We start from the raw sequence: 21,843 nt of genomic DNA, 5'->3' as shown, positions 1-21,843 counted from the left end.
GGAACGGCGTCCGGGGAGCCCGTGGGTGATTCACAGCGGATTCATACGGAGCACCGGGCTCCGGACACAGTTTCCCCGGGGAGGCTCGGTGCATGATCCAGCGCATCCTCCTCCGACAGGCCGGCCGCCCCCGCGCCCGGCGGGCGTCCCGGATCCTGCTCGCGGTGGCCGCGATGGCCGCCCTGCTGAGCGTGGACATGCCGAGCGCCGCGGCCGTGCCCCCGCTCGGCGTCACCGCCGCCGCCCTGCCCGACGCGACGGTGGCCCGGGTGGGCGCGCTGTTCGCGGGCGGCCTCGACGGCGGGCACTTCTGCACCGCCGCCGTGGTACACAGCGCCGACCGCGACGTGATCGCCACGGCCGCGCACTGCCTCGACCACCCGGACACCACCGTGTTCGCCCCGGGCTACCGGGACGGGAAGGCCCCGTACGGGGTGTGGCGGCTGACCGGTGTGAACGTGGCCGGGGACTGGACGGACCGCAAGGACCCCGACGACGACATCGCCTTCGCGACGCTCGCACCGCTGGACGGGGCGCAGATCGAGGACATCGTCGGCGGTTTCCCGGTCGCCACCGAGCAGCCCGACGACGTGACGGTGACGGTCCTCGGCTACCCCAGCACGCTGGACGCCCCGCTGCGCTGCTCCAACGCCACCAGCCTGTTGTCCGAGACCCAGCGGCGCGTCGAATGCCCCGATCTGAGCGGCGGCACCAGCGGCAGCCCCTGGCTGGCGGACGGCGCGCTGGCGGGGGTCCTCGGCGGCTACGAGGAGGGCGGCTCCGTCCCGGAGGTCTCCTACAGCGCGGTGATGGGCGACCAGGCCCTGGAGCTCTACCGCGAGGCGGCCGTCCCGGCGGGCTGAACCGCCGCCCGGGCCGCTACCGCGCTCCGGGGCCGGCCGGTGCCTCGAACCAGGTGGGCTCCTCGCGCCGGGCACGGCGTACGCGGTCCAGCGCGAAGGGCTCCAGGGGCGGCAGCTCCTCCGGGCCGAACCAGGCGACCTCCAGCAGCTCCCCGTCGGCGGCGCGGGCCTCGCCGCCGGTCGCACGGCAGCGGAAGGTGATGTCCTGGAACTGGCAGACGTCGCCGTTGGGGTAGGTGACCGGTTCGAGCATCTGGACGAGCACGACCCGCTCGGGCACGCACCGCACGGCCGTCTCCTCGTACACCTCGCGCACCGCGGTGTCGGCGGGCTGCTCCCCCGGTTCGGCGATCCCCCCGATGACGGACCAGCGGCCGGTGTCGGCGCGGCGTCCGAGCAGCACCCGGCCCCGGTCGTCGAAGACGACGGCGGTCACCCCGGGCAGCAGGAGCAGCAGCTGCCCGGCGCCCGCCCGGATCGCGCGGATGAATTCGGGAGTGGTCATGCCCCGACCTTACGAGGCCGGACGCCGGTCACCGTCGTCATGCGGCCCGGCGGGCGCGAATGCGGCGGAAGAGCACCGCTGCGAGGCCGCCCGCGGCGACCAGGACCAGCGCGTACTCCGGCAGCGGGCCCAGGCGGGTGGCCGGGGTCTGTGTGGAACGCAGCGGGATCTCGGCCACGAGCGCGTCGGCGGTGAACATCTTCGTCTGCGACACGACCGAGCCGTCGGGGCGGATGACGGCGCTGACCCCACTGGTGACGGGGACGAGGACGCTGCGGCTGTGCTCGACCGCGCGGATCCGGTCCATGGCGAGCTGCTGGTAGGTCATCTCGGTCCGGCCGAAGGTGGCGTTGTTGCTGGGGACGGCGATGACCTGGGCCCCGGCCCGGACGGTCGAGCGGACGGCGTCGTCGAAGGCGGCCTCGTAGCAGGTGACCATGCCGATCCCGCTGCCGCCCATGTCGAAGACGCCCGGCTCCTTGCCGGGGCCGAAGTCGCGGCGCACGCGGTCCACGTCGGAGCTGAAGAGCCGGACGAAGGAGCGCATCGGGATCCGCTCGCCGAAGGGCTGGATCTTGCGCTTGTCGTAGGTGGCGGTGGGTCCCTTGACCGGGTCCCACAGGATCATCGTGTTGCGCAGCGGGCCGGTCTCGGGGGCCAGGACGGAGCCGATCGCGACGGGCACGCCGATGGCCTTCACCGCCCGGTCGATCACGGCGTAGGCGTCGGGCTGGGTGAAGGGGTCGATGTCGGAGGAGTTCTCCGGCCACACCACGAAGGCGGGCTTGGCGACCCGCCCGGCCTTGACGTCCTCGGCGAGCTGGAGGGTGCGGTTCGCGTGGTTGTCGAGGACCTGGCGGCGCTGGGCGTTGAAGTCGAACCCGGCGCGGGGCACGTTGCCCTGGATGACGGCGGCCACGGCGGTGCCGTCCTCGGCGGCGTCGGAGACCAGCGGCCGGGCGGCGAGGGCCGCGCCGACCGGGGCGACCACGGCGACGGCGGCGAGCGCGGCGGTGGTCCGGCCCGGGTGGCGGCGGGCGATGCGGGCCGCCTCGTAGAGCCCGAATCCGCACAGCGCCACGCCGAAGGACAGCAGCGGGGTGCCGCCGACGGCGGCGAGCGGGGTGAAGACCCCGTCGGCCTGGCCGAAGGCGAGCCGGCCCCAGGAGAAGCCGCCGAAGGGGGCACGGGCGCGCAGGGCCTCGTCCGCGACCCAGACGGCGGCGGCCCACAGCGGCCAGCCGGGGAGCTTGGAGACGAGGGCGATACCGAGACCGGCGAGGCCGATCAACAGGGCTTCGAGGGTGACGAGGGCCAGCCAGGGCACGGGGCCGACCCCCTCGCTGGTCCAGACGAGCAGCGGCAGCAGGTAGCCGAGCCCGAAGAGGAAACCGAGCCCGAAGCCCGCCCGGGCGCGGCGGCCGCGCAGGCAGCCCGCCAGCAGGGCGACGGCGAAGGGGGCCAGCCACCACGTGGGGCGGGGCGGGAAGCTGAGGTAGAGCAGGACTCCGGCGACGGCGGCGAGGGCGGCCCGCAGCAGCCAGGCCGCCTTGCGCTTCCCCGGCCCGGCGGCGGCCGCGGCCTCGGCTGCGGCCGTGGCTCCGGCCGTGGTCTCGGTACCCGCTTCGGCTCGTCCGGCGGGCTGCGAGGGCCCGCTCCCGGCGGCGCTGGTGACACTGCTGCTCATCTGGCGGAGTGTACGTCCCCGTACCCCAAGGGTCGGTAAGGAGCCGCCGGACACAGGGCACCGGACGGCCCGGACGGACCCGGCGGCCGGGGAAGCGGGGAGCCGGCTATCGGGCGAGGGTGCGCAGGTGCGTGCGGATGACGCGGACGGCGTTCTCGGCGTCGTCGACGGTGACCGTGAAGAGCTTGCCGTCGCCGAGCCTGAGCTCGACGCCCTCGCCGCGGCGGACGATGATCGCGGTGCCCTTGTCCGGTCGCCAGCGGTAGCCCCAGCCGCCCCACTGCTGCGGGGTGATGAGGGGCAGGAACTCGGCGGCGACGACGTCGGAGAGCCGGATCGTGCGGCGCGGCAGTCCCATGTGGCCGCAGCGCACGTCGAGGCGTTCGGCGTCGACGGTGACGGCCACGTGCACGAACGCGAGGGTGCCGTAGAGGATGAGCAGCCCGGCGGCGAGGCAGCCGATCACCGACATGAGCAGCGGCACCGTGCCGGAGGTCCAGGCGTTGTCGACGGCGAGCTCGATGCCGAGCGCGAGGCACGCGGCACCGGCCGCGGCGAGCAGCCACTGGACGCGGTTGGAGGCCCGTCCCGTCCACAGCGGACCCGGGGGGTGAACCGTCATGTCCAGCAGCGTACCCACGTTCCGCCGAGCCACCACCACCTCTGCGCCAGTCGGCGCAGCGCACCCGGGGGGGCGGCGAAACGGTGGCTCCCCCTGTGCGCGGGACCACGCGCGTGGTGGAGTGACGGCATGGATCAGCGAGCGAGGGAACAGACGCGGGGCACGGCCGGTGCGGCCCCGACCGCGGGAGCCCGCGTCCACGCCGGGGACGGCGGCGGAGCGGGCGGTCCGGGCGAGCGGCTCGACCGGGCCGTGGGGGCCGTGCTCGGTTCGGCGGCCGGCGACGCCCTCGGCGCTCCGTACGAGTTCGGCCCGGCGGGCGCGCTGAGCGCGCGGGGCGAGGAGATGCGCGGGGGCGGCGGGTGGGATCCGGGCGAGGCCACGGACGACACCCAGATGGCGGTGCTGGTCGGGGAATCGCTCCTGGAACACGGCGGGCTGGAGCCGGCCGACGTCTTCGCGCGGTTCCGGCACTGGGCGGCCTGGGAGCCCAAGGACATCGGCCTCCAGACCGAGGCCGTGCTGAGCGGCGGCGACCCCTGGGACCTGGCGGCCGCCCTGCACTTCCAGGTCAACGCCCGGGCGGCGGGCAACGGTTCCCTGATGCGGGCCGCGACCTCGGCCGTCTGGTTCGCACCCGCCGGGCGCGGGGCCACCATGGACGCCGCCCGGCGGATCGCCGCCCTCACACACGGGGACCGGGCCGCCTGGGAGGGCACGGCCGTCCTGCACGAGCTCGTACGGGTGGCCCTGGACGGGGCCGATCCGCTCGCCGCCCTGCCCGAGGTGCTGGACGCCGTACATCCGGAGCACCGCGCGCGGTACGCCCGCGTGCTCGGGCCCGCATGGCATCCGGACCTGGCCACCGAGTTCAACGGAGCGGTGTGGCCCTGCCTGGGCTCGGCGGTGTGGGCGCTGCGCACGACCGGCGGCTTCGCAGCGGCCGTGCGGGCCGCGGTGGACCTGGGCGGGGACACCGACACGGTCGCCGCGGTGACCGGGGCGCTGGCCGGGGCGGTCTACGGGGCCCGGGCGGTCCCCCGGGAGTGGACGGAACCGCTGCACGTGCCGCTGCCCGGTGCGGGGCCGGGCCACGGGGAGCGCGGCGGCGGCCGGGTGCCCGACCGGGTCCTGGACGCCGGGGACCTGCGCGCCCTGGCCCGGCGGCTCGCGGGGGCGGGGGCCGGGGCGGCCTGACGGGGGGCGGCCGGAGCCGGGCCGTCGCGGCTGCGGGCCGCGCGCCGGGTCAGCCACAGCCGCACCCTCCGCAGCCGCCGCCACACCCGCCCCCGCACCCGCTTCCCCCGCCGTCGCCCCCGCAGCCGCCTCCGGTGGCCGCGGCGCCCGTGCCGCCGGCGGTCGCCGTGCCGCGGGTGGTCCGCCCGCGCCGCTCGGGCGGGGCGTACGGACGGGCCCGCTCCCGCTCCCGTGCCCGGCGCCGTTCCCGGGTCTGCTCGTAGGAGACGCCGGACGGGATCCAGCGGTCGAGCCCGTGCCGTCGGCGGGGCAGCAGGACGGCGGCCGTGACGGAGGCGGAGATGCCGGCTCCGCCGTGGACCGCGTACTCCAGGACCACCTCGGCGCCGTCGTACGGGGCCCCGTACAGGAGCGCCTCGAAGGGTTCGGCGCGGGCGTCTATGTCGTGCAGACCACGCGGGAGGGATCCGGGCGCCCCGCGCGCCAGCAGCCGTACGGATCCGAGGGTGTCCTCGCGGCGCGGCCGGTACGGGATCAGGGGCCGCCCGGCGGTGGTGTCGGCGTCCGGGTAGAGCCAGAAGTGCCCCGACGGGGCGGCCCGTACGCCGACCAGCAGCACGGGCTGCGGTGCGCGGTGCAGGCGCCGCGCGGTGAGGTCGGCGCTCCAGCCCGCGCCCAGCAGGGTGCTCCCGAGGACCAGCAGGGGCAGGGCGAAGCACTGCTGGCCGACGGCGTCGTACGGGTGGGGGCCACCGTGCGCGCCGAGGTCGCCCAGGATGCCGTCGAGCAGGATGCCCGCGGCGACGAGGCAGAGGAAGGATCCGCCCAGGAGGCGCCCGTTGCCGCGCCGGTCGTGTCCGGCCGGCAGGCGGGCCGGGAGCGGGAACCGGGCGGGGCCGGCCGCGGCGCCCGCGAGCCGGGCCTGCCTGCGGCGGGCCCGCAGCCGCAGGAACGCCCCGGTCAGCGCCCACAGCGACAGCAGGCAGACGAGGAACAGCCCGGTCCGGCCCGCGGTGTCGGCGGCGGGGCGTGCGGGGAGGGCGACGGCCGACTCCACCGCGAGCAGCGTCGCGGACACGAGGGTCGCGCCCGGCAGGTACCGGTACCAGAGCGGCAGCGCCACGAGCAGCACGGCGTCGGGATAGGCCCGCCATGCCGTTCCCGCCGGTGGTCCGGGGGCGTCGTTCCTCAGGATCAGGACGAGCGAGAGGACGACGAGGGGGCCGAGGACCCGGCTTCCGGCGCCGGGCGCGAACACGGCCGGGGCGCGTGCTCCGCGCCAGCGCTCGGCCGCCTCGACTCCCCACGTACTCACGTCGGTTGCCGGCGTCGCCCCGGTGGGCAGGTGCTTGGCGTAGGCGGTCACCGGCCCAGTATGGGAGCGCCCGGGGCACGGCGGAACGGGGATTCCCGCCCCGCCGTCGCGGGGGTCAGCCCGCGACGGGCGCGCGGAGCTCCAGCCCGGCGAGCAGCCGTCCCTCGGCGTAGCCGAGGGCCGCCGCCGACAGCGTGGACGTCCTCCCGCTGTGCAGGACGGTCAGGCTGCCGGTGCGGGGCAGAGCGGGTGCGGGCTCGGCGCCGATGCGGCGCAGGGCCTGGACGGCGACTGCCTCGGCGGAACCGTGGAAGGTCAGCTGGGCGCCGCCGGTGCGTACGGCGAGGGCGGCCCGGATGGTCTCCTCGACCAGCTCGTAGTGGGTGCAGCCGAGGACGAGGTCGGTGACGTCGGCGGGGGTGAGCGCCGCGGCGGCCTCGACGGTACGGACGATGGCGGCCTCGTCGGCGGCCTCGACGGCGTCGGCGAGCCCGGGGCAGGGCACCTCGGTGACGCGGGCCCCGGCGGCGAAGTCACGGATCAGGCCGCGCTGGTACGGGCTGCCGGTGGTGGCGGGGGTGGCCCAGATCGCCACGCGCCCGCCGGCCACGGCGGCGGGCTTGATCGCCGGCACGGTCCCGATGACGGGGATGCCGGGCTCCAGATCGGCGCGCAGGGTCTCCAGGGAGTGCACACTGGCGGTGTTGCAGGCGACGATCAGCGCGTCCGGGCCCAGCGCCGCGGCGGCCCGGGCGACGCCGCGGGCACGCTCGGTCAGGTCGGCGGGCGTGCGCGGCCCCCAGGGCATCCCGTCGGGATCCGAGGACAGCAGCAGATCGGCGTCGGGCCGCAGCCGACGCGTGGCGGCGGCCGCCGCGAGGAGGCCGATTCCGGAGTCCATGAGGGCGATCTTCACCTGGTCACCTTAATCGACGCCCCGCCCCCACCCGGGCCCCGCACCGCCCACCACCCGGACGACCACGCCACCGCGCAGCCCCCGAAACACCCGAAAACCCCGCCGGACCGGGCCCGTACCCGCACCCGCCGGACCCGCCGGACCGCGAGCGGCCAGGCGGGCCGGGCAGCTGCGGGCGGTCGGACCTCGCGGGCGGGGCGGGGCGGGGCGGGCCGGGCGGCCGGGGTGGGGTTCCGGGGCGGTGCTGCCCCGGGTGGCGGGTGGCGGCGCACCGTCCGGGTGCGGGACAGGGTCCGCGGGGTTCGGCAGACTGCGGGCATGGGCCTCCTCATCGCCGCCTACGCCTCCCTCGCCGCCTGGCTCTGGCTCACCCTCGCCCAGGGCATGTTCTGGCGCACCGACGTCCGTCTCCCCCCGCGCTCCGCCCCCGCCCGCTGGCCCTCCGTCGCGATCATCGTCCCGGCGCGCGACGAGGCCGAGGTGCTCCCCCTCAGCCTTCCCTCCCTCCTCGCCCAGGACTATCCCGGCGAGGCGGGGATCGTCCTCGTCGACGACGGCAGCGGCGACGGAACCGGCGCCCTCGCCGCCCGGCTGGCCGCCGAGCAGCCGGGCCTGCCCCTCACCGTGGTCTCGCCGGGAGACCCCCCGCCCGGGTGGACGGGCAAGCTGTGGGCCGTGCGCCACGGCATCGCCCACGTCCGCACCGCGCACACCCGCGCCCACGTCAACGGACACGCACACGAGCCCGCACACGAGCCCGCGCACGCGCCCGGCACCCCGGAAGGCCCCGGGCCGGAGTTCCTGCTCCTCACCGACGCCGACATCGCCCACGAGCCCGACAGCCTCCGCGAACTCGTCGCCGCCGCGACCTCCGCCGACCTCGACCTCGTCTCGCAGATGGCCCGCCTGCGCGTGGTGAGCCCGTGGGAGCGGCTCGTCGTGCCCGCGTTCGTGTACTTCTTCGCCCAGTTGTACCCCTTCCGCCGGATCAACCGACCCGGCGCCCGGACCTCCGCGGCCGCGGGCGGCTGCGTGCTGCTGCGCACGGAGGCAGCCGTCCGGGCGGGGATCCCCGACTCGATCCGCCAGGCCGTCATCGACGACGTCGCCCTCGCCCGCGCGGTCCGCCGCGCCGGCGGCCGGATCTGGCTCGGGCTGGCGGAGCGGGTCGACAGCGTCCGGCCCTACTCCGGCCTCGGCGACCTGTGGCGGATGGTGTCGCGCAGCGCGTACGCCCAACTGCGCCACCGGCCCGTGCTGCTGGCCGGGACGGTGGCCGGGCTGGTCCTCGTGTACCTGGTGCCCCCGGCCGCCCTCTGCGCGGGGCTCGCCGCCGGACGTCCCGCCATGGCCTGGGCCGGGGGCACGGCCTGGCTGCTGATGGCCGCCACCTACCTGCCGATGCTGCGCTACTACCGCCAGTCGCCGCTGCTGGCGCCGCTGCTTCCGCTTACGGCGCTGCTGTACCTGCTGATGACCGTCGACTCGGCGGTCCAGCACTACCGGGGGCGCGGGGCCGCGTGGAAGGGCCGCACCTATGCCCGGCCCGGTGATGTCTGAAACGTCCGCCTTCCGGCCCGCGGGACCAGCCCGCGCACCGACTGAGGGAACGTCATCCGAGGTCATCGCATTGTGACCCTGCGTCAGCACCACATAGGTGCAACACCCAACCGGTGAGTACGAGTGGGAACAAGCCGGGGTGCAAGTGACGAATCGTGCAGGTGAACTTCAAGTGAAAGCTGAGGCCCTGACCTGGGAATATGCAGGTCAGGGCGGTGTTGACGACACCTCGCTATGGACCCGGTGAAGTCGTGGGCTTAACTTAGGTCCCATGACCTCCCCCCGCTCCACTTATGGCGGCGGTTACTACTCCGCGCCCTCCTTCAAAGACACCCCCATCTACGACTCCCTCGTAGCCGAACGCGGCACTCCGCAGATCGCCCCCATCCGCGTTCCGGCCGCCTACGAGTCGCCCAGTGCCGGCTATTCGAGCGGTGGGTACCTGCCGGCCCTCCCGTCCGCCCTTCCCGCCCTCCCCGCCGCGCCGTCCGCGCCGCAGCAGCAGGGGGGCCCGGGGTACGGCTACCAGTACCAGCAGCAGGCCGCGCCCCAGCAGCAGATGCCGATGGCGATGCCGGTGCCCCTGCAGAACGCGCCCGCGCCGTACATCCCGCAGCAGCAGCCGATGGCGGCCCGCGCGGGGTACGTCCAGCAGCCCCAGCCCCAGCAGCAGCCGCGGCCGGCCGCCATGGGCACCGGCTACGAGGCCATGCGCCCGGCGGCGCCGCGGCCGGTGGCGGCCCCCGCCCAGGTCCCCTCGTACGAGGACCCGTACGGCCGCCAGTTCCAGGGACGGGGCTACTGACCCGGCCTCCCGCCGCCGGGCCCCGCGAAATACGCGCTGGGGATCCGGCAGGGAGGGCTGGCAAAATGCTCCCATGTCGAATCTGTACGTCCAGTCGCTCCACGTCCATCCCGTCAAGTCGGTAGCGGGGACTGCTCCCGACGAGGTGGCCGTGGAGCCCTGGGGGCTGTCCGGGGACCGCCGCTGGGCGGTCGTCGACACGGCGGGGGCCGTCATCACCCAGCGCCAGCAGCCGCGACTGGCCCTGGCCTCGTCCCGTCCGCTGCCGGACGGCCGGATCGCCCTGTCCGGGCCCGGGATGGCGGAGCTGGTGGTGGACGTGCCGGAGCCGGGCCCGCTGGAGCCCGTCGTCCTGTTCGGCAAGAAGATCGACACCGTCGTCGCGGCGGGCACCGCCGCCGACTGGTTCAGCACCTACCTCGGGCAGCCCGCGCGGCTGGTCCACCTCGACGATCCGGCCGTGCGCCGGCCCGTGGACCCCGACTACGCGCTCCCCGGCGAGACCGTCAGCCTGGCCGACGCCTATCCGCTGCTGCTGACCACGACCTCCTCGCTCGACGCCCTCAACGAGCTGATCGCCCACGGCGACCACCCGCAGGAGGGGCCCCTGCCCATGAACCGGTTCCGCCCGAACCTGGTGGTCGGCGGCCCGGCGCAGGCGTGGGCCGAGGACGGCTGGCGGCGGATCGCGATCGGTGACGCCGTCTTCCGCGGCGTGCGCGAGTGCGGGCGCTGCATCGTCACCACCACCGACCAGGAGACGGCGGAGCGCGGCCGGGAGCCGCTCAAGACGCTCGCCCGGCACCGGCGGATCGGCAAGTCCCTCGCCTTCGGACGGCAGCTGGTGCCGGTGGTCCTGGGCACGGTCCGGGTGGGCGACGAGGTGCGCGTGCTGGAGTGATCCCGCGCGGCCCCGCACGGCCCCCACAGCACCCGGCAGAGCTCCGCGCGCCGCTGACCACGGCGGGTGGAATGACACCTTCGAGGGGCTCCGGGTGCCCGATGGAACCAACGGGCGGCACGGGGCCGTTGGAGCAGGCAGGACATGTGAACACCCACCACGACCGTCCGTACCGGATCGGGTGGCCACATGTCCCGCGCGTCCCGGAATGCGCGTCCGCCGGGCGTGCGGAAGGCTTGGACGCGCAGACAGACGGATGGCTGGCGCAAGTAGGGGGAGCCGGGGACCGTGCGGACAGCAATGGGTGTGTGGCGCTGGCGGCGCAATCCGCTGCGCAGACCGACCGATCTCTTCGAGGCGTGGGTGGCGTTCGCCGCGCTCGTGTGCGTGCTGCTGGTGGCTCCCGCCCTCGGCTGCGCGGCGGGCCTGAAGGTGGACGGCACGCTGCAGCGGGCCGCGCGCGAGCAGCGGCACGAGCGGTATCTGGTTCCGGCGGTGGTGGTCCGGCCGACGCCGGGTCCCGTCGCCGGTTCGGCCACCGATCCGGGAGCGGGGCGTCAGGCCCCGGAGCGGACGCGGATCGTGGCGTCCTGGACCGCGCCCGACGGCAGCAGCCACGAGGGCACGGTCCCGGCGGCGGAGGAACCGCCCCTCCCGGGCGACCGGTTCCGGATATGGACGGACATCCGGGGACGGCTGGTGGGGCGGCCCCTCGACCCGTCCGCCGCCTCCTTCCACGCGGGCGTGGCCGGGCTGGCCGCCGCGCTGACCGCGGCCGCGCTGGCGGAGACGCTCCGGCGGCTGGTCGTACGCCGGCTCATGCATCGGCGGTACACCCGTCTGGACCGCGCGTGGGCCGCGGCCGGGCCGGACTGGGGCCGGGCGGGCGCGGGCAGCTGACCTGGCAACTCCCCGGCCCCGCGCGCGCTACCGTGGAGCCGGAGTCCGGTCCGGCCGCTCCGGCCGCTCCAACCGCAGGGAACGGCTCCGGCCGCTCCGGCCGCGCCGGGAACTTCTGCAACACGAGTACGAGGGTGGGGGCACGACATCGCGATGGCTCAGGGCACGGTCCAGGTGACGCACGGCGGGGCCTCGCGGTGGCGGCGGCGCTCCGGTGAGTATCCGACGCTGAGCGCCGCGCTCGCCGCCGCGGGCGACGGCGACGTCCTGTCCATCGCCCCCGGCACCTACCGGGAGAACCTGGTCCTGCACCATGCCGTCACCCTGCGCGGGCCCGAGGGTGCCGCGGCCGGCTCGGTGCGGATCGCCCCGCTCGACGGGGTCGCGCTGACGGTGCGCGCCTCGGCCGTGGTCCAGGACCTCCATCTGGAGGGTGCCGACCGGGCGGCGCCCGCGCTGCTCGTCGAGGACGGCTGTCCGGAGCTGAGCGACCTGCGCGTGCACACCCGCTCCTCGGCCGGCATCGAGGTGCGCGGCGGGGCCCGGCCGCTGGTGCGCCGGTGCACCGTGGAGAATCCGGCCGGGGTCGGGATCTCCGTCCTGGACGGCGGCGGCGGGGTGTTCGAGGAGTGCGAGGTGGTGGCCGCCGGGCAGGCCGGGGTCTCGGTGCGCGGCGGCCACCCGCGCCTGGAGCGCTGCCGCATCCACCACGCCACGGGCGCGGGCATCGCCGTGACCGGTGAGGGTTCGGGCCTGGAGGCGCTGGGCTGCGAGGTGTACGAGATCAAGGGCAGCGGGGTGCAGATCGCGGCGCGCGCCGCGGCCCGCCTCACGGACTGCGCGGTGCACCGCACCTCCGCCGACGGGGTCACCCTCGACACCGACGCCGTGCTGACCCTCGCCGGCTGCGACATCCACGACATCCCGGAGAACGCGGTCGACCTGCGCTCCCGTTCGGTACTGACCCTCAGCCGCAGCACGGTCCGCCGGTTCGGGCGCAACGGCCTGTCGGTGTGGGATCCGGGAACCCGGGTCGATGCCGAGTCCTGCGAGATCCACGACAGCACGGGTGACTACCCGGCGGTGTGGATCAGCGACGGGGCCACGGTCTCCCTGGACTCCTGCCGGGTGCACGACGTGCCGGACGCCCTGTTCGTGCTGGACCGGGGTTCGCGCGTGGACGTGGTCGACAGCGACCTCACCCAGGTCCGCAACACGGCCGTCTCCGTCAGCGACGGCGCCGGCGCGCGGCTGGACGACTGCCGCATCCGGGAGGCCGGCACCGGGGCCTGGTTCCGCGACCACGGCAGCGGCGGCACCCTCGCCAACTGCACCATCGACGACGTGCAGTCCGGCGTGATCGTGACCAAGGGCGCCGACCCGGTGGTGGAGCGGTGCACCGTCACTTCGGCGGCCGAGGCCGGTTTCTACGTGTCGGCGGGCGGCCGCGGCACGTTCACGGCCTGCCGGGTGAGCGGCAGTTCCGGTTTCGGCTTCCACGTCATCGACGGCTGCCGGACCACTCTCAGCCGCTGCCACACCGAGCGCTGCGCACGCGGCGGGTACGAGTTCGCGGAGGACGGCCCGGTCGCCGAGGGGTGCACCGGCGACGAGCCCGGGCCGCGCCTCGGCGCGCGGGCGGCCGCGGGCGACGTGCCCGCCGGGGCGCAGCCGGTGGTCCGTGCGGCGGCCGTGCCGGGTCCGGCGGGAGCGCCTGCCGCGATGCCCGGGCAGCGGCCCTCGGACCCGGGGGCGCCTGGGGCGGGCGACGCGGCCGACGCGGGTGCGGTCCGCGGTTCGGGCGAGGCGCTGGGCCAGCTGGACGCGCTGGTCGGTCTGGACAGCGTCAAACGCGAGGTACGGGCCCTCACCGACATGATCGAGGTCGGGCGCAGACGGCAGCAGGCGGGCCTGAAGGCGGCCTCGGTGCGCCGGCACCTGGTCTTCACGGGCTCCCCCGGCACCGGCAAGACGACGGTGGCCCGGCTGTACGGGGAGATCCTGGCCTCCCTCGGGGTGCTGGAGCGCGGCCACCTGGTGGAGGTGTCCCGGGTGGACCTGGTCGGTGAGCACATCGGCTCGACCGCGATCCGTACGCAGGAGGCCTTCGACCGGGCGCGCGGCGGGGTGCTGTTCATCGACGAGGCGTACGCGCTCTCGCCGGAGGACTCGGGCCGGGACTTCGGGCGCGAGGCGATCGACACGCTGGTGAAGCTGATGGAGGACCACCGGGACGCGGTGGTGGTGATCGTCGCCGGGTACACGGAGGAGATGGAACGCTTCCTGACCGTCAACCCGGGGGTGGCGTCGCGTTTCTCCCGCACCATCACCTTCGGCGACTACGGGCCCCAGGAGCTCCTGCGGATCGTGGAGCAGCAGGCGGAGGAGCACGAGTACCGGCTGGGCGAGGGCACGGGAGAGGCGTTGCTGGCGTACTTCACGGAGCTGCCCAAGGGTCCGGCGTTCGGCAACGGCCGCACCGCGCGCCAGACCTTCGAGTCGATGGTGGAGCGGCACGCGGGGCGGGTGGCTCAGCTGGCCGAGCCGAGTACGGACGAGCTCACCCTGCTCTTCCCGGCGGATCTGCCGGCTCTGTCCGCGCCCTGCTGATCCGCGGGCCGGGCACCTCCCGGGTGTCGTGTACGTCGCCGCGCGGGGCGGCGTCCAGTCGCGCGAGGAGTGCGTCGCGTTCGGCGGTGAAGGCCGGATCGGCCTGGTAGTCGCCGTGGCCGAGGATCGGCGCGGGCAGCGGGTGGCGGGGGCTGCGCCCGTAGGCGAGCGGGTCGCGCAGGGGGCCCCGGTCGACGGGTTCGCCGACGGCAGCACCGGTCTCGACGGGCCCTCCTATGGGGTCGGTGGCCCGCCACAGGTTGCGCCAGCAGTCGAGGTCGCGGTGCAGGGCGGCGAGCCGGCCGGGGCCGAAGAAGTCGGGGAACCAGCGGCCGTAGAGCCGGGCCAGCGGGGAGCCGTAGGTCAGCATGCCGACGCGGCCGCGCACTTCGGGCGGCAGTTGCCAGACGGCGGCCGCCGCGAGCACGCTGCCCTGGGAGTGTCCGGAGATGACGAGGCGGCCCCCGGTGCGGGCGGTCCAGCCGGTCATCCGCCAGGTCAGGTCGGGGACCGCCCGCTCGGCATAGCAGGGCGGGGCGAAGGGGTGGGCGGCGCGCGGCCAGAAGGTGCCGACGTCCCAGAGGATCCCGACGGTCCGGCGGGCGGCGGGGTCGCGGTAGGCGCGGCGGCCCCAGGCGACGAAGGCGGCGACGCCGAGCCCTATCAGCCAGGACCCGGTGTCCTGGGCGCCGCGGGCGGCGGCGGCGAGCAGCGGGTGGGCCCCCCGGGCGGCCTCGGCCGGGACCCGTCCGCTGATCCAGGCTCCGGCGAGGGCGCCGGTGCCGAGCAGCAGGGTGATCCCGGAGACGGCCCCCACGAACCACGGCGCGGAGTCGGTGAGGGCGGCGGCCGCCCGTGCCCCGGCGATCCGGCGGCTGCGGTCGGGGTCGGCGGGCTCTCCCGGGTACTCGGCGGCGAGGCCGGCGGCCATCCGGCGCCGGGCCAGGGCGGCGCGGGCGAGTGCCCAGGCGGCCGGCAGCAGCAGGGCGATCAGCAGCGGTGGCAGCACGGCGGCCTGCCAGGACAGCAGGACGGGCGGTCCGGGCAGTGCGGCCCCGGGGGTGCCCGGTGTGCCGCCCCCGTCGAGCCAGTCGGCGACGCGCTGGGCGACCCCGCCGGACATGACCCCGCCGAGGGCGCAGCCGAGCACGGCGACGGCGGGTCCGGCGAGGCCCCGCAGGGCGGCTCCGGGCTCGGGGGTGTCGCGGTGCAGGCGGTGGGCGACGAAGGCGAGGGCCAGCGCGCAGCAGCCCTGGCCGAGCATGAGCACCCCGAACGCGAAGTCCCCCGGGAGGCGCCCGGCCGAGACCCAGCCGGGGCGGGACCACCCCGCGTAGAGGAGGACCGCGGCGAGCAGGGCGAGGGCGCCGCCGGGCAGCAGGGTGAGGGCGGCCCGGTCGAGCCGGTGGTCGGGCCGGACCTCGGTGCGGCCGCGCCGGCAGACGACCCACAGGACGGTGGCGGCTCCGGTGGCGAGCAGTGCCTCGACGGCCCATCCGGCGGCCTGGAGGGCGGGGGACGTTCCGGTGGCGGCCCGGTCGTGGCGGACGGCGGGGGCGGCGACGGCCACCGCCACGGTGAGGAGTCCGGCGGCGGTGTGCGCGGCGCGCAGCCGTGCCACGATCCGCCGCCCGTACCAGAATCCGGCCTGCCCCAGCGGTGCCTCCTCCCCGCCCGTTCCGGGGGCGCCCGGGGTGGCGGGGCCGGCGGGCGGCGGCTGGGATTCGTAGGCGCTCCAGGTGCGGGTCGAGAGGTACCAGAGCAGGCCGGTCAGGGCGGCGGGGACGAGGGCGCCGACCGCGAGGCGGCGTCCGGGCTGCCCCCACCAGGTGCCGGGCCGCAGGGCACCGAGCGGGGAACGGGTGCCCGCGCAGGCGGTGTTGCCCGCGCACTGCCAGGCGAGGAGGTCCAGCGCCACCTCGCAGGCGGCCGCGACGAGGAGCACGGTGAGGCTGAGGGCGAGGACCCGTACGAGGAGCCCGTACGTGCGCACCGCCCGGGCCGCGGCCTTGCCGGGTGCGGCGGCGGGCCGGGCCCAGTGGGCGAGGTTGGCGACCATGAACGGCAGGAGCAGCAGCCACAGGGCCCGGGCCCCGTTGCCGGAGGTGAGGCGGGACCAGCAGTAGGCCTCGGCCACGGGCCGGCCGCGGGGGCGCCCGGGACGGTCCTCGGCGTCGGCGTCCTCGGGGCGGCGGAACACGGCGGCGGTCGAGTCGCCGGTGATCCGGACGGGGTAGGGGTCCCGGAGCAGTTCGGCGGGGGAGGCTCCGCCCACGCCGTGGACGAGCAGTTCGAGCGCGGGCGGCGGGCCCGGGGGCGGCGGTTCGGCGGCGGCGACGGGGTCCGGCATGTGGGGGCCTCCGCAGGTGAGGGGCTGGTGCGCGCGGGGCGGCCCCTTCAGCATCCCGCTCCGGGGCGCCGCTGCCCAGGCCCCGTGCGTGTGAAGGCCGTTCGGGCCGGGGCCGGGCGATGTCCCGGCCGGGCGGAGACTTCTGACGGGCCGCCGGTTATGGTGGCGCGGCGGCGGCGCACCCGGTGCCCCGCACCGCCCAGGGGGTAACGACATGACCCGCCGACTCCGCCCCGTGGGGCTGGGTTTCGCCGAAGACGCCCCGACGCGCCTGGTGTTCACCGCCCGCGCCTCGGCCGCACCCGACGCCGTGTACCGGGCGCTGGCGGAGGAGGTGACGGGCTGGCCGTCCTGGTTCCGGGCCGTGACGCTGGCCCGGCCCACGCGGGGCGGCGGGGGCCGGGAGGTCCGGCTGATGGGCGGGGTCCGCTTCCAGGAGACCGTCATGGCCGCGGATCCCGGGCTGCGGTACGCCTACCGGGTCGACGAGACCAACGTGCCCGGCGTACGGGCCCTGTTGGAGGAGTGGCTCCTGGCCCCGGCGGACCACTCCCCCGGCACCCTGGTCCGCTGGACCTTCGCCGCTGACGGCCCGCCCGCCTTCCGGCTGGCGCTGACCGCCGCCCGCCCGGGCCTCGGCCACTCCTTCCGCACGGCGGTGCGCACGCTCGACGCCCGCCTGGCGGCCCGCACCCGCGGCTGACGGACGGCCACCGGGCGGGCCCCGGCCGCGCCCGGGCTCAGGCGGTGGGCTCGCGCCAGTCCCCCGTCTCCAGGAGGGTCTCGATCGTCTTCTCGTACGGGGCGATGTCGAGGCCCTGCGCGGCCAGCCATTCGTCCGAGTAGTACTTGTCGAGGTAGCGGTCGCCCGGGTCGCAGAGCAGGGTGACGACGCTGCCCGTGCGGCCCTGCGCGACCATCTCGGAGATGATCTTCAGGGCGCTCCACAGTCCGGTGCCGGTGGAACCGCCCGCCTTGCGCCCTATGGCCCGTTCCAGGGCGCGGCAGGCGGCGACGCTCGCCGCGTCCGGCACCCGCATCATGCGGTCGATGGCGCCCGGCACGAAGCTGGGCTCCATCCGCGGCCGCCCGATGCCCTCGATGCGCGAGCCGCAGTCGCTGCTCGCGTGGGGGTCGCCGTGGGTCCAGCCGTCGAAGAAACAGGAGTTCTCCGGGTCCGGGACGCAGATGCGGGTGTCGTGCTGCATGTAGTGCACGTAGCGCGCGATGGTGGCGGAGGTGCCGCCGGTGCCGGCCGTCGCGACGATCCATGCCGGTTCGGGGTACCGCTCCAGGCGGAGCTGCTGGTACATCGACTCCGCGATGTTGTTGTTGCCGCGCCAGTCGGTGGCCCGCTCCGCGTAGGTGAACTGGTCCATGTAGTGGCCGCCGGTGCGGGCGGCCAGGTCGGCGGACTCCTCGTACATCTTCATCGGGTCGTCGACGAAGTGGCAGGTGCCGCCGTGGAATTCGATGAGACGGCACTTCTCCGGGCTGGTGGTCCTCGGCATCACCGCGACGAAGGGGACGCCGATCAGCTTGGCGAAGTAGGCCTCGGAGACGGCCGTCGAGCCGCTGGAGGCCTCGATGACCGGGCGCCCGGGGCGGATCCAGCCGTTGCAGAGCGCGTACAGGAACAGGGAGCGGGCGAGTCTGTGCTTGAGGGAGCCCGTCGGGTGCGTGGACTCGTCCTTGAGGTACAGGTCGATGCCCCACGCCTCGGGGAGGGGGAAGCGCAGCAGGTGGGTGTCGGCGGAGCGGTTCGCGTCCGCCTGGACCTTGCGGACGGCTTCGTTGAGCCAGGCGCGGTATTCCGCGTCGCTCCGGTCGACGTCGACCGTCGTCATGACCGCTCCCGCGGCCTTGTTCGCGGCCACGCTCGCGTCCGTCGTACCGGTGGTACCGGTGGTGCTCATGCGCCTTGCTCCTTTGTCGGTTCCGTGGCCCCCTGCTTTCGCAATGTACCCCTCCCACCTGCACAAATGGTTACTTTGGGTTTCCATGCGGATCGCTTTCGGTCGCGTTCGGTTGCACCCGGGGCCACTGTGGGTGACCCTGGTGGTGCGCTACCGAGGGTGCAGCACCCGTAACACTGATATCGGGGAGTCGCAGCCGTGATCAGTCATTCCCGCAGGCACTGCGTCGTCGAACTGCAGGCCTTGCCAGCGCGGATCGGTCAGGTCCGCAGAATCGTCTCCGCGCAACTGCGCCACTGGCAGCTCGATCCGCTCATAGACCGGGCTGCGCTCGGCGTGACGGAGCTGCTCAGCAACGTCCACCGCCATGCGCAGCCCGACAAGGTCTGCACGGTCGAGATCGAACTGCGCCTCGGGCGGCTGACCGTCTCCGTCTCCGACAGCGATCCGCGGCTGCCCGTGGTCCGGGCGGCCGACGCCCTGGAGACCTGCGGGCGCGGACTCGCGCTCGTGGAGGCCGTCAGCGAGGCCTGGGGGGCCCGGCACCGGCCGGACGGCACCGGCAAGGTGGTGTGGTTCTCGCTACGGGCCGCCCCCGCGCCGGCGGCGCCCACGGGCACGGTCCGTATCGGCGTGAACAAGCCGGTACGGGAACCCGCCCGGGCGGTGCTCACCGCCGTGGACGCGCAGGCCGTCCCGGTCGCCGTGCCGGTACCGGTCCCGGTCGGCACCGGGCCCGGCTGACGCCCCCGGCCGCACCCCCGCGGACCGGCCCCGACGCCCGCCCCGCCGCACCCCGGGGCGGACGGCCCGGCCGCGGCCCGGGCCCGGGCCGCCTCAGGCAGCCGCGCCCAAGGCCCCCAGCGGGTCGTCCAGCACCGGCTGCCAGGCCAGCTCCGCCGCCCCGACCAGGCTGTTGTGGTCGAGGGTGCACGGCAGGATCGGCACGCCGCCGCTGCGCCCCCACAGGCTGCGGTCGGCGACGACCGCGCGCAGCCGCTCCGGGTCGGCGTACAGCAGCTCCCGGTGCAGCCCGCCGAGAATGATCCGGTCCGGGTTCAGGATGTTGACCAGCCCCGCGAGCCCGAGCCCGAGCCGGTCGATGAGCTCCTCGGCGGCGGCCCGCACGCCCGGGTCCGCGTACTCGGCGCGCAGCAGGTCACGGGCCTGCTGGAGCAGGGACACCTCGGGGCCCGGGATACGGCCCGCGGCGGTGAGGAAGGCCAGCGGGTCGGCCTCCACGTCCAGGCAGCCCCGGCTGCCGCAGTGGCAGGCCCGCCCCTCCGGGTTGACGGTGAGGTGGCCGACCTCCAGGGCCAGCCCCGCGCTCCCGCTGTGCAGCCGGCCGTCCAGGACCAGCGCCCCGCCCACTCCGCGGTGCCCGGTCGCCACGCAGAGCAGGTGCTGGGCGCTGCGGCCCGCGCCGTGGCGGTGCTCGGCGAGTGCGGCGAGGTTGACGTCGTTGCCGGTCAGGGCCGGTCCGTCGATCCCGGCCGCCTTGACGCGCTCGGCGAAGATGGCCCGCACGGGAGCGCCTGCCGGCCAGGCCAGGTGCAGCGGGTTCAGGGCGGTGCCCTCGGGCTCCGCGACCGCGGAGGGCACGGCCAGACCGGCGCCCACGCAGCGCCGCCCGGACTCGGCGAGCAGCGCGGCGCCGGCGTCGACGACCGCGCCGAGGACCTGCGCCGGGTCGGCGGAGACCGTGACCTTGCCGGGCGCGGTGGCCACGATCCGCCCGCCGAGGCCGACCAGGGCCGCCCGGAACCCGTCCGGGTGCACCTGCGCGGCCAGCGCCACCGGGCCGTTCTCGTCGACCGACAGCCGGTGCGAGGGACGGCCCTGGGCCCCGCCCGCCCCGCCGGGGCGGGAGTCGACGCGGATCAGGCCGAGGGCCTCCAGCTCGGCGGCGACGGCGCCCGCGGTGGCGCGGGTGACGCCGAGCTCGGCCGTCAGGACCGCCCGGGTCGGGGCCCGGCCGGTATGGACGAGCTCCAGCGCGGGGCCGAGCGCGCCCCGGCCCCGTTCCAGCCTGGTCCGCGCGGAGGCCGCCGAAGCCGCCGAGGTCCCGGAGGTCCCGGAGGTCCCGGAGGTCCCGGAGGTCCCGGAAGCGTCGGCCGCCGTGGACGCCGTGGTCACATCCCCCACCCGCGGCGGGGCCCCGTTGCCTTTCATGACATGGATCCTCGCATGATCGGGAGGCCCCGGGCGCACGGCGCTAGGACCCGAGCCCGCCGACCCGCAGGGTGATGTTGAGCCGCCCGGTCAGCCCCAGGCCGGGCGGCGCGGTGCCGGGCAGGACCTTCGGCACCCCGTGGAAGGCCCGCCGGGCCGGTCCGCCGAAGACGAACAGGTCCCCGCTGCGCAGCTCGACGTCCCGGAACGGGCGTCCGCGCGAGACGGTGTTGCCGAAGCGGAAGAGGCAGGAGTCACCGAGGCTGAGCGAGACCACCGGCGCCCCGGACCGTTCCTCGGCGTCCCGGTGCATGCCCATCCGGGAGTCGCCGGCGTAGAAGTTGACCAGCGCGATGTCGTACTCCTCGGCGGGCGGCAGCGGCGTGCCGTACGCGGCGAGGACGGCCTCGCGGCCCAGTGCGGCCAGCCATCCGGGCATCGGTTTGACGGGCGCCCCGTCGCCGTCGACGGCCGTGCGGGCGTATCCGTACGGGTACCAGTGCAGCCCCAGGCACACCTGCCGGGCGGTCATCGTCCCGCCGCCGGGGGTGTGCACGGTGCGCAGTCCGGCGGGCGGGCGCGCCCACTCCCGGCAGGCGGCGAGCAGCTCGCCCTGGCGCCGGGGCCCGATCCAGTCGGGCAGGTGGACGGCGCCGGGTGCGATCTCGGCCCGCTCGCGCGGGAACAGTTCACCGGTCACCCCTCCATTGTCGGGGCGCGCTGGCAGACTCGCGGTATGAAGATCACCGAATACGTGGAGACCCTCGCCCGGGAGGGCGAGCTGCTGGCCGCCACCGCCGAACGGACCGGTACGGAGGCCCTGGTGCCGACCTGCCCGGGGTGGCGGGTGGCCGACCTGCTGCGGCACACCGGTGCGGTGCACCGCTGGGCGACGGGCTTCGTCGCGGACGGCCTGGTGGACCCGGTGCCGTTCCCGGACGCGCCGGAGCTGTCCGGGGCCGAGCTGCTGGCCTGGTTCCGGGAGGGGCACGCGGAGCTGGTCCGGGCGCTGGCCTCGGCCCCGGCGGAGCTGGTGTGCTGGACCTTCCTCCCGACCGCGGCGCCGTCGCCGCTGGCGTTCTGGGCCCGCCGGCAGGCGCACGAGACGACCGTGCACCGCTTCGACGCCGAGTCCGCCGAGGGTCCGGCCTTCTCCGCGGTCACCCCGGAGTTCGCGGAGGACGGGGTGGACGAGCTGCTGACCGGCTTCCACGCCCGGCCGCGCAGCCGGGTGCGTACCGAGGAGCCGAAGGTGCTGCGGATCCGGGCGGCGGACACCGGCGCGGTGTGGACGGTGCACCTGTCGAAGGAGCCCGCGCGCACGGTGCGCGGCGACACCGGCGACCCGGTGGACTGCGAGCTGACCGGTGCGGCGTCCTGGCTGTACGCGGCCCTGTGGAACCGGCTCCCGCTGGCCGGCCCGGAGGTGAGCGGCGACGCCTCGCTGGCGGCGCTCTGGCAGGAGGCCGGCCGCATCTGACGGCCGCCGCGGCCTCCCCCGGGCGGGGGGCCGCGGCGCGGAAA

19 protein-coding genes are annotated in these 21,843 nt (G+C 76.0%); 10 read left to right on the top strand and 9 right to left on the bottom strand.

The window, feature by feature from the left end; all coding sequences use genetic code 11:
* Window positions 1-92: 92 nt before the first annotated feature.
* Window positions 93-863, top strand: a complete 771-nt coding sequence (locus tag SLAV_RS32435) for a trypsin-like serine peptidase (RefSeq protein WP_030232930.1) — start codon at window positions 93-95, stop codon at window positions 861-863.
* A 16-nt stretch (window positions 864-879) separates the two neighbouring features.
* On the opposite strand, the gene SLAV_RS32430 is transcribed toward SLAV_RS32435, so the two are convergent.
* From SLAV_RS32430 to SLAV_RS32420, 3 genes are all read right to left on the bottom strand, one after another.
* Window positions 880-1,368 (bottom strand): NUDIX hydrolase, encoded by a 489-nt coding sequence (locus tag SLAV_RS32430; protein WP_030232927.1) that lies wholly within the window; start codon window positions 1,366-1,368, stop codon window positions 880-882.
* Between the two features lie 37 nt (window positions 1,369-1,405).
* Window positions 1,406-3,055: an apolipoprotein N-acyltransferase gene (lnt, locus tag SLAV_RS32425; protein WP_037687673.1), complete on the bottom strand. Its 1,650-nt coding sequence runs from the start codon at window positions 3,053-3,055 to the stop codon at window positions 1,406-1,408.
* A 106-nt stretch (window positions 3,056-3,161) separates the two neighbouring features.
* Complete coding sequence (locus SLAV_RS32420) at window positions 3,162-3,677, bottom strand: hypothetical protein (protein ID WP_030232922.1); 516 nt, start codon at window positions 3,675-3,677, stop codon at window positions 3,162-3,164.
* A gap of 129 nt (window positions 3,678-3,806) precedes the next feature.
* Here SLAV_RS32420 and SLAV_RS32415 point away from each other — a divergent pair, with 129 nt between their 5' ends.
* Window positions 3,807-4,874, top strand: a complete 1,068-nt coding sequence (locus SLAV_RS32415) for an ADP-ribosylglycohydrolase family protein (protein ID WP_078950425.1) — start codon at window positions 3,807-3,809, stop codon at window positions 4,872-4,874.
* 49 nt (window positions 4,875-4,923) lie between these two features.
* Here the strand turns inward: SLAV_RS32415 and SLAV_RS41855 are convergent, their stop codons facing one another.
* The gene (locus SLAV_RS41855) at window positions 4,924-6,240 is read right to left on the bottom strand and encodes a hypothetical protein (RefSeq protein ID WP_030232918.1); all 1,317 of its coding nucleotides are present in this window, start codon (window positions 6,238-6,240) and stop codon (window positions 4,924-4,926) included.
* Between the two features lie 64 nt (window positions 6,241-6,304).
* Window positions 6,305-7,105, bottom strand: a complete 801-nt coding sequence (locus SLAV_RS32405) for a glutamate racemase (RefSeq protein WP_030232915.1) — start codon at window positions 7,103-7,105, stop codon at window positions 6,305-6,307.
* A 318-nt stretch (window positions 7,106-7,423) separates the two neighbouring features.
* Between SLAV_RS32405 and SLAV_RS32400 the strand changes: the two genes are divergently transcribed.
* From SLAV_RS32400 to SLAV_RS32380, 5 genes are all read left to right on the top strand, one after another.
* A complete protein-coding gene (locus tag SLAV_RS32400; RefSeq protein ID WP_030232912.1) occupies window positions 7,424-8,665 on the top strand; it encodes a glycosyltransferase in 1,242 nt (413 codons plus the stop codon).
* 271 nt (window positions 8,666-8,936) lie between these two features.
* Window positions 8,937-9,470 carry a DUF6643 family protein gene (locus SLAV_RS32395; protein ID WP_030232910.1) on the top strand — a complete coding sequence of 178 codons (534 nt, stop codon included), beginning with the start codon at window positions 8,937-8,939 and terminating at the stop codon, window positions 9,468-9,470.
* Window positions 9,471-9,543: 73 nt separating this feature from the next.
* Entirely contained in the window at window positions 9,544-10,371 is an 828-nt protein-coding gene (locus SLAV_RS32390; RefSeq protein ID WP_030232907.1) for an MOSC domain-containing protein, read from the top strand.
* Window positions 10,372-10,659: 288 nt separating this feature from the next.
* On the top strand, window positions 10,660-11,271 hold the full coding sequence (locus SLAV_RS32385; RefSeq protein ID WP_030232904.1) for an Rv1733c family protein: 612 nt from the start codon (window positions 10,660-10,662) through the stop codon (window positions 11,269-11,271).
* 153 nt (window positions 11,272-11,424) lie between these two features.
* Window positions 11,425-13,881 (top strand): right-handed parallel beta-helix repeat-containing protein, encoded by a 2,457-nt coding sequence (locus SLAV_RS32380; RefSeq protein WP_030232901.1) that lies wholly within the window; start codon window positions 11,425-11,427, stop codon window positions 13,879-13,881.
* Here SLAV_RS32380 and SLAV_RS32375 read toward each other — a convergent pair.
* Window positions 13,832-16,231, bottom strand: a complete 2,400-nt coding sequence (locus tag SLAV_RS32375; RefSeq protein ID WP_234333700.1) for a hypothetical protein — start codon at window positions 16,229-16,231, stop codon at window positions 13,832-13,834. The two genes, SLAV_RS32380 and SLAV_RS32375, sit on opposite strands and share 50 nt — an antisense overlap.
* A gap of 214 nt (window positions 16,232-16,445) precedes the next feature.
* On the opposite strand from SLAV_RS32375, the gene SLAV_RS32370 reads away from it, so the two are divergent.
* Window positions 16,446-16,934 (top strand): SRPBCC family protein, encoded by a 489-nt coding sequence (locus SLAV_RS32370; protein WP_030232894.1) that lies wholly within the window; start codon window positions 16,446-16,448, stop codon window positions 16,932-16,934.
* A gap of 37 nt (window positions 16,935-16,971) precedes the next feature.
* Here SLAV_RS32370 and cds1 read toward each other — a convergent pair whose 3' ends face one another.
* Window positions 16,972-18,147, bottom strand: coding sequence for an L-cysteine desulfhydrase Cds1 (cds1, locus tag SLAV_RS32365; protein WP_037687669.1), 1,176 nt, complete (start codon window positions 18,145-18,147; stop codon window positions 16,972-16,974).
* A gap of 198 nt (window positions 18,148-18,345) precedes the next feature.
* On the opposite strand from cds1, the gene SLAV_RS32360 reads away from it, so the two are divergent.
* Window positions 18,346-18,891, top strand: coding sequence for an ATP-binding protein (locus SLAV_RS32360; RefSeq protein WP_030232887.1), 546 nt, complete (start codon window positions 18,346-18,348; stop codon window positions 18,889-18,891).
* Between the two features lie 93 nt (window positions 18,892-18,984).
* On the opposite strand, the gene SLAV_RS32355 is transcribed toward SLAV_RS32360, so the two are convergent.
* Window positions 18,985-20,319 (bottom strand): ROK family protein, encoded by a 1,335-nt coding sequence (locus tag SLAV_RS32355; protein ID WP_234333699.1) that lies wholly within the window; start codon window positions 20,317-20,319, stop codon window positions 18,985-18,987.
* 43 nt (window positions 20,320-20,362) lie between these two features.
* Window positions 20,363-21,019: an alpha-ketoglutarate-dependent dioxygenase AlkB family protein gene (locus SLAV_RS32350; RefSeq protein WP_030232883.1), complete on the bottom strand. Its 657-nt coding sequence runs from the start codon at window positions 21,017-21,019 to the stop codon at window positions 20,363-20,365.
* A 36-nt stretch (window positions 21,020-21,055) separates the two neighbouring features.
* Here SLAV_RS32350 and SLAV_RS32345 point away from each other — a divergent pair, with 36 nt between their 5' ends.
* Complete coding sequence (locus SLAV_RS32345; RefSeq protein ID WP_030232881.1) at window positions 21,056-21,799, top strand: maleylpyruvate isomerase family mycothiol-dependent enzyme; 744 nt, start codon at window positions 21,056-21,058, stop codon at window positions 21,797-21,799.
* Window positions 21,800-21,843: the final 44 nt, after the last annotated feature.

The organism is Streptomyces lavendulae subsp. lavendulae, assembly GCF_002803845.1.
In the GTDB taxonomy this organism is placed as follows: domain Bacteria; phylum Actinomycetota; class Actinomycetes; order Streptomycetales; family Streptomycetaceae; genus Streptomyces; species Streptomyces lavendulae.
Note: the sequence above shows the minus strand (reverse complement) of the source record. Positions and strands in the feature narration are given on the sequence as shown.

Coding starts and splice junctions, on each gene's coding strand:
- SLAV_RS32390 (WP_030232907.1), top strand. CDS start 9,544: ATGTCGAATCTGTACGTCCAGTCGCTCCACGTCCATCCCGTCAAGTCG.
- SLAV_RS32395 (WP_030232910.1), top strand. CDS start 8,937: ATGACCTCCCCCCGCTCCACTTATGGCGGCGGTTACTACTCCGCGCCC.
- SLAV_RS32435 (WP_030232930.1), top strand. CDS start 93: ATGATCCAGCGCATCCTCCTCCGACAGGCCGGCCGCCCCCGCGCCCGG.
- SLAV_RS32355 (WP_234333699.1), bottom strand. CDS start 20,319: ATGAAAGGCAACGGGGCCCCGCCGCGGGTGGGGGATGTGACCACGGCG.
- SLAV_RS32430 (WP_030232927.1), bottom strand. CDS start 1,368: ATGACCACTCCCGAATTCATCCGCGCGATCCGGGCGGGCGCCGGGCAG.
- SLAV_RS32380 (WP_030232901.1), top strand. CDS start 11,425: ATGGCTCAGGGCACGGTCCAGGTGACGCACGGCGGGGCCTCGCGGTGG.
- SLAV_RS32345 (WP_030232881.1), top strand. CDS start 21,056: ATGAAGATCACCGAATACGTGGAGACCCTCGCCCGGGAGGGCGAGCTG.
- SLAV_RS32415 (WP_078950425.1), top strand. CDS start 3,807: ATGGATCAGCGAGCGAGGGAACAGACGCGGGGCACGGCCGGTGCGGCC.
- SLAV_RS32370 (WP_030232894.1), top strand. CDS start 16,446: ATGACCCGCCGACTCCGCCCCGTGGGGCTGGGTTTCGCCGAAGACGCC.
- SLAV_RS32400 (WP_030232912.1), top strand. CDS start 7,424: ATGGGCCTCCTCATCGCCGCCTACGCCTCCCTCGCCGCCTGGCTCTGG.
- cds1 (WP_037687669.1), bottom strand. CDS start 18,147: ATGAGCACCACCGGTACCACCGGTACGACGGACGCGAGCGTGGCCGCG.
- lnt (WP_037687673.1), bottom strand. CDS start 3,055: ATGAGCAGCAGTGTCACCAGCGCCGCCGGGAGCGGGCCCTCGCAGCCC.
- SLAV_RS32375 (WP_234333700.1), bottom strand. CDS start 16,231: ATGCCGGACCCCGTCGCCGCCGCCGAACCGCCGCCCCCGGGCCCGCCG.
- SLAV_RS32420 (WP_030232922.1), bottom strand. CDS start 3,677: ATGACGGTTCACCCCCCGGGTCCGCTGTGGACGGGACGGGCCTCCAAC.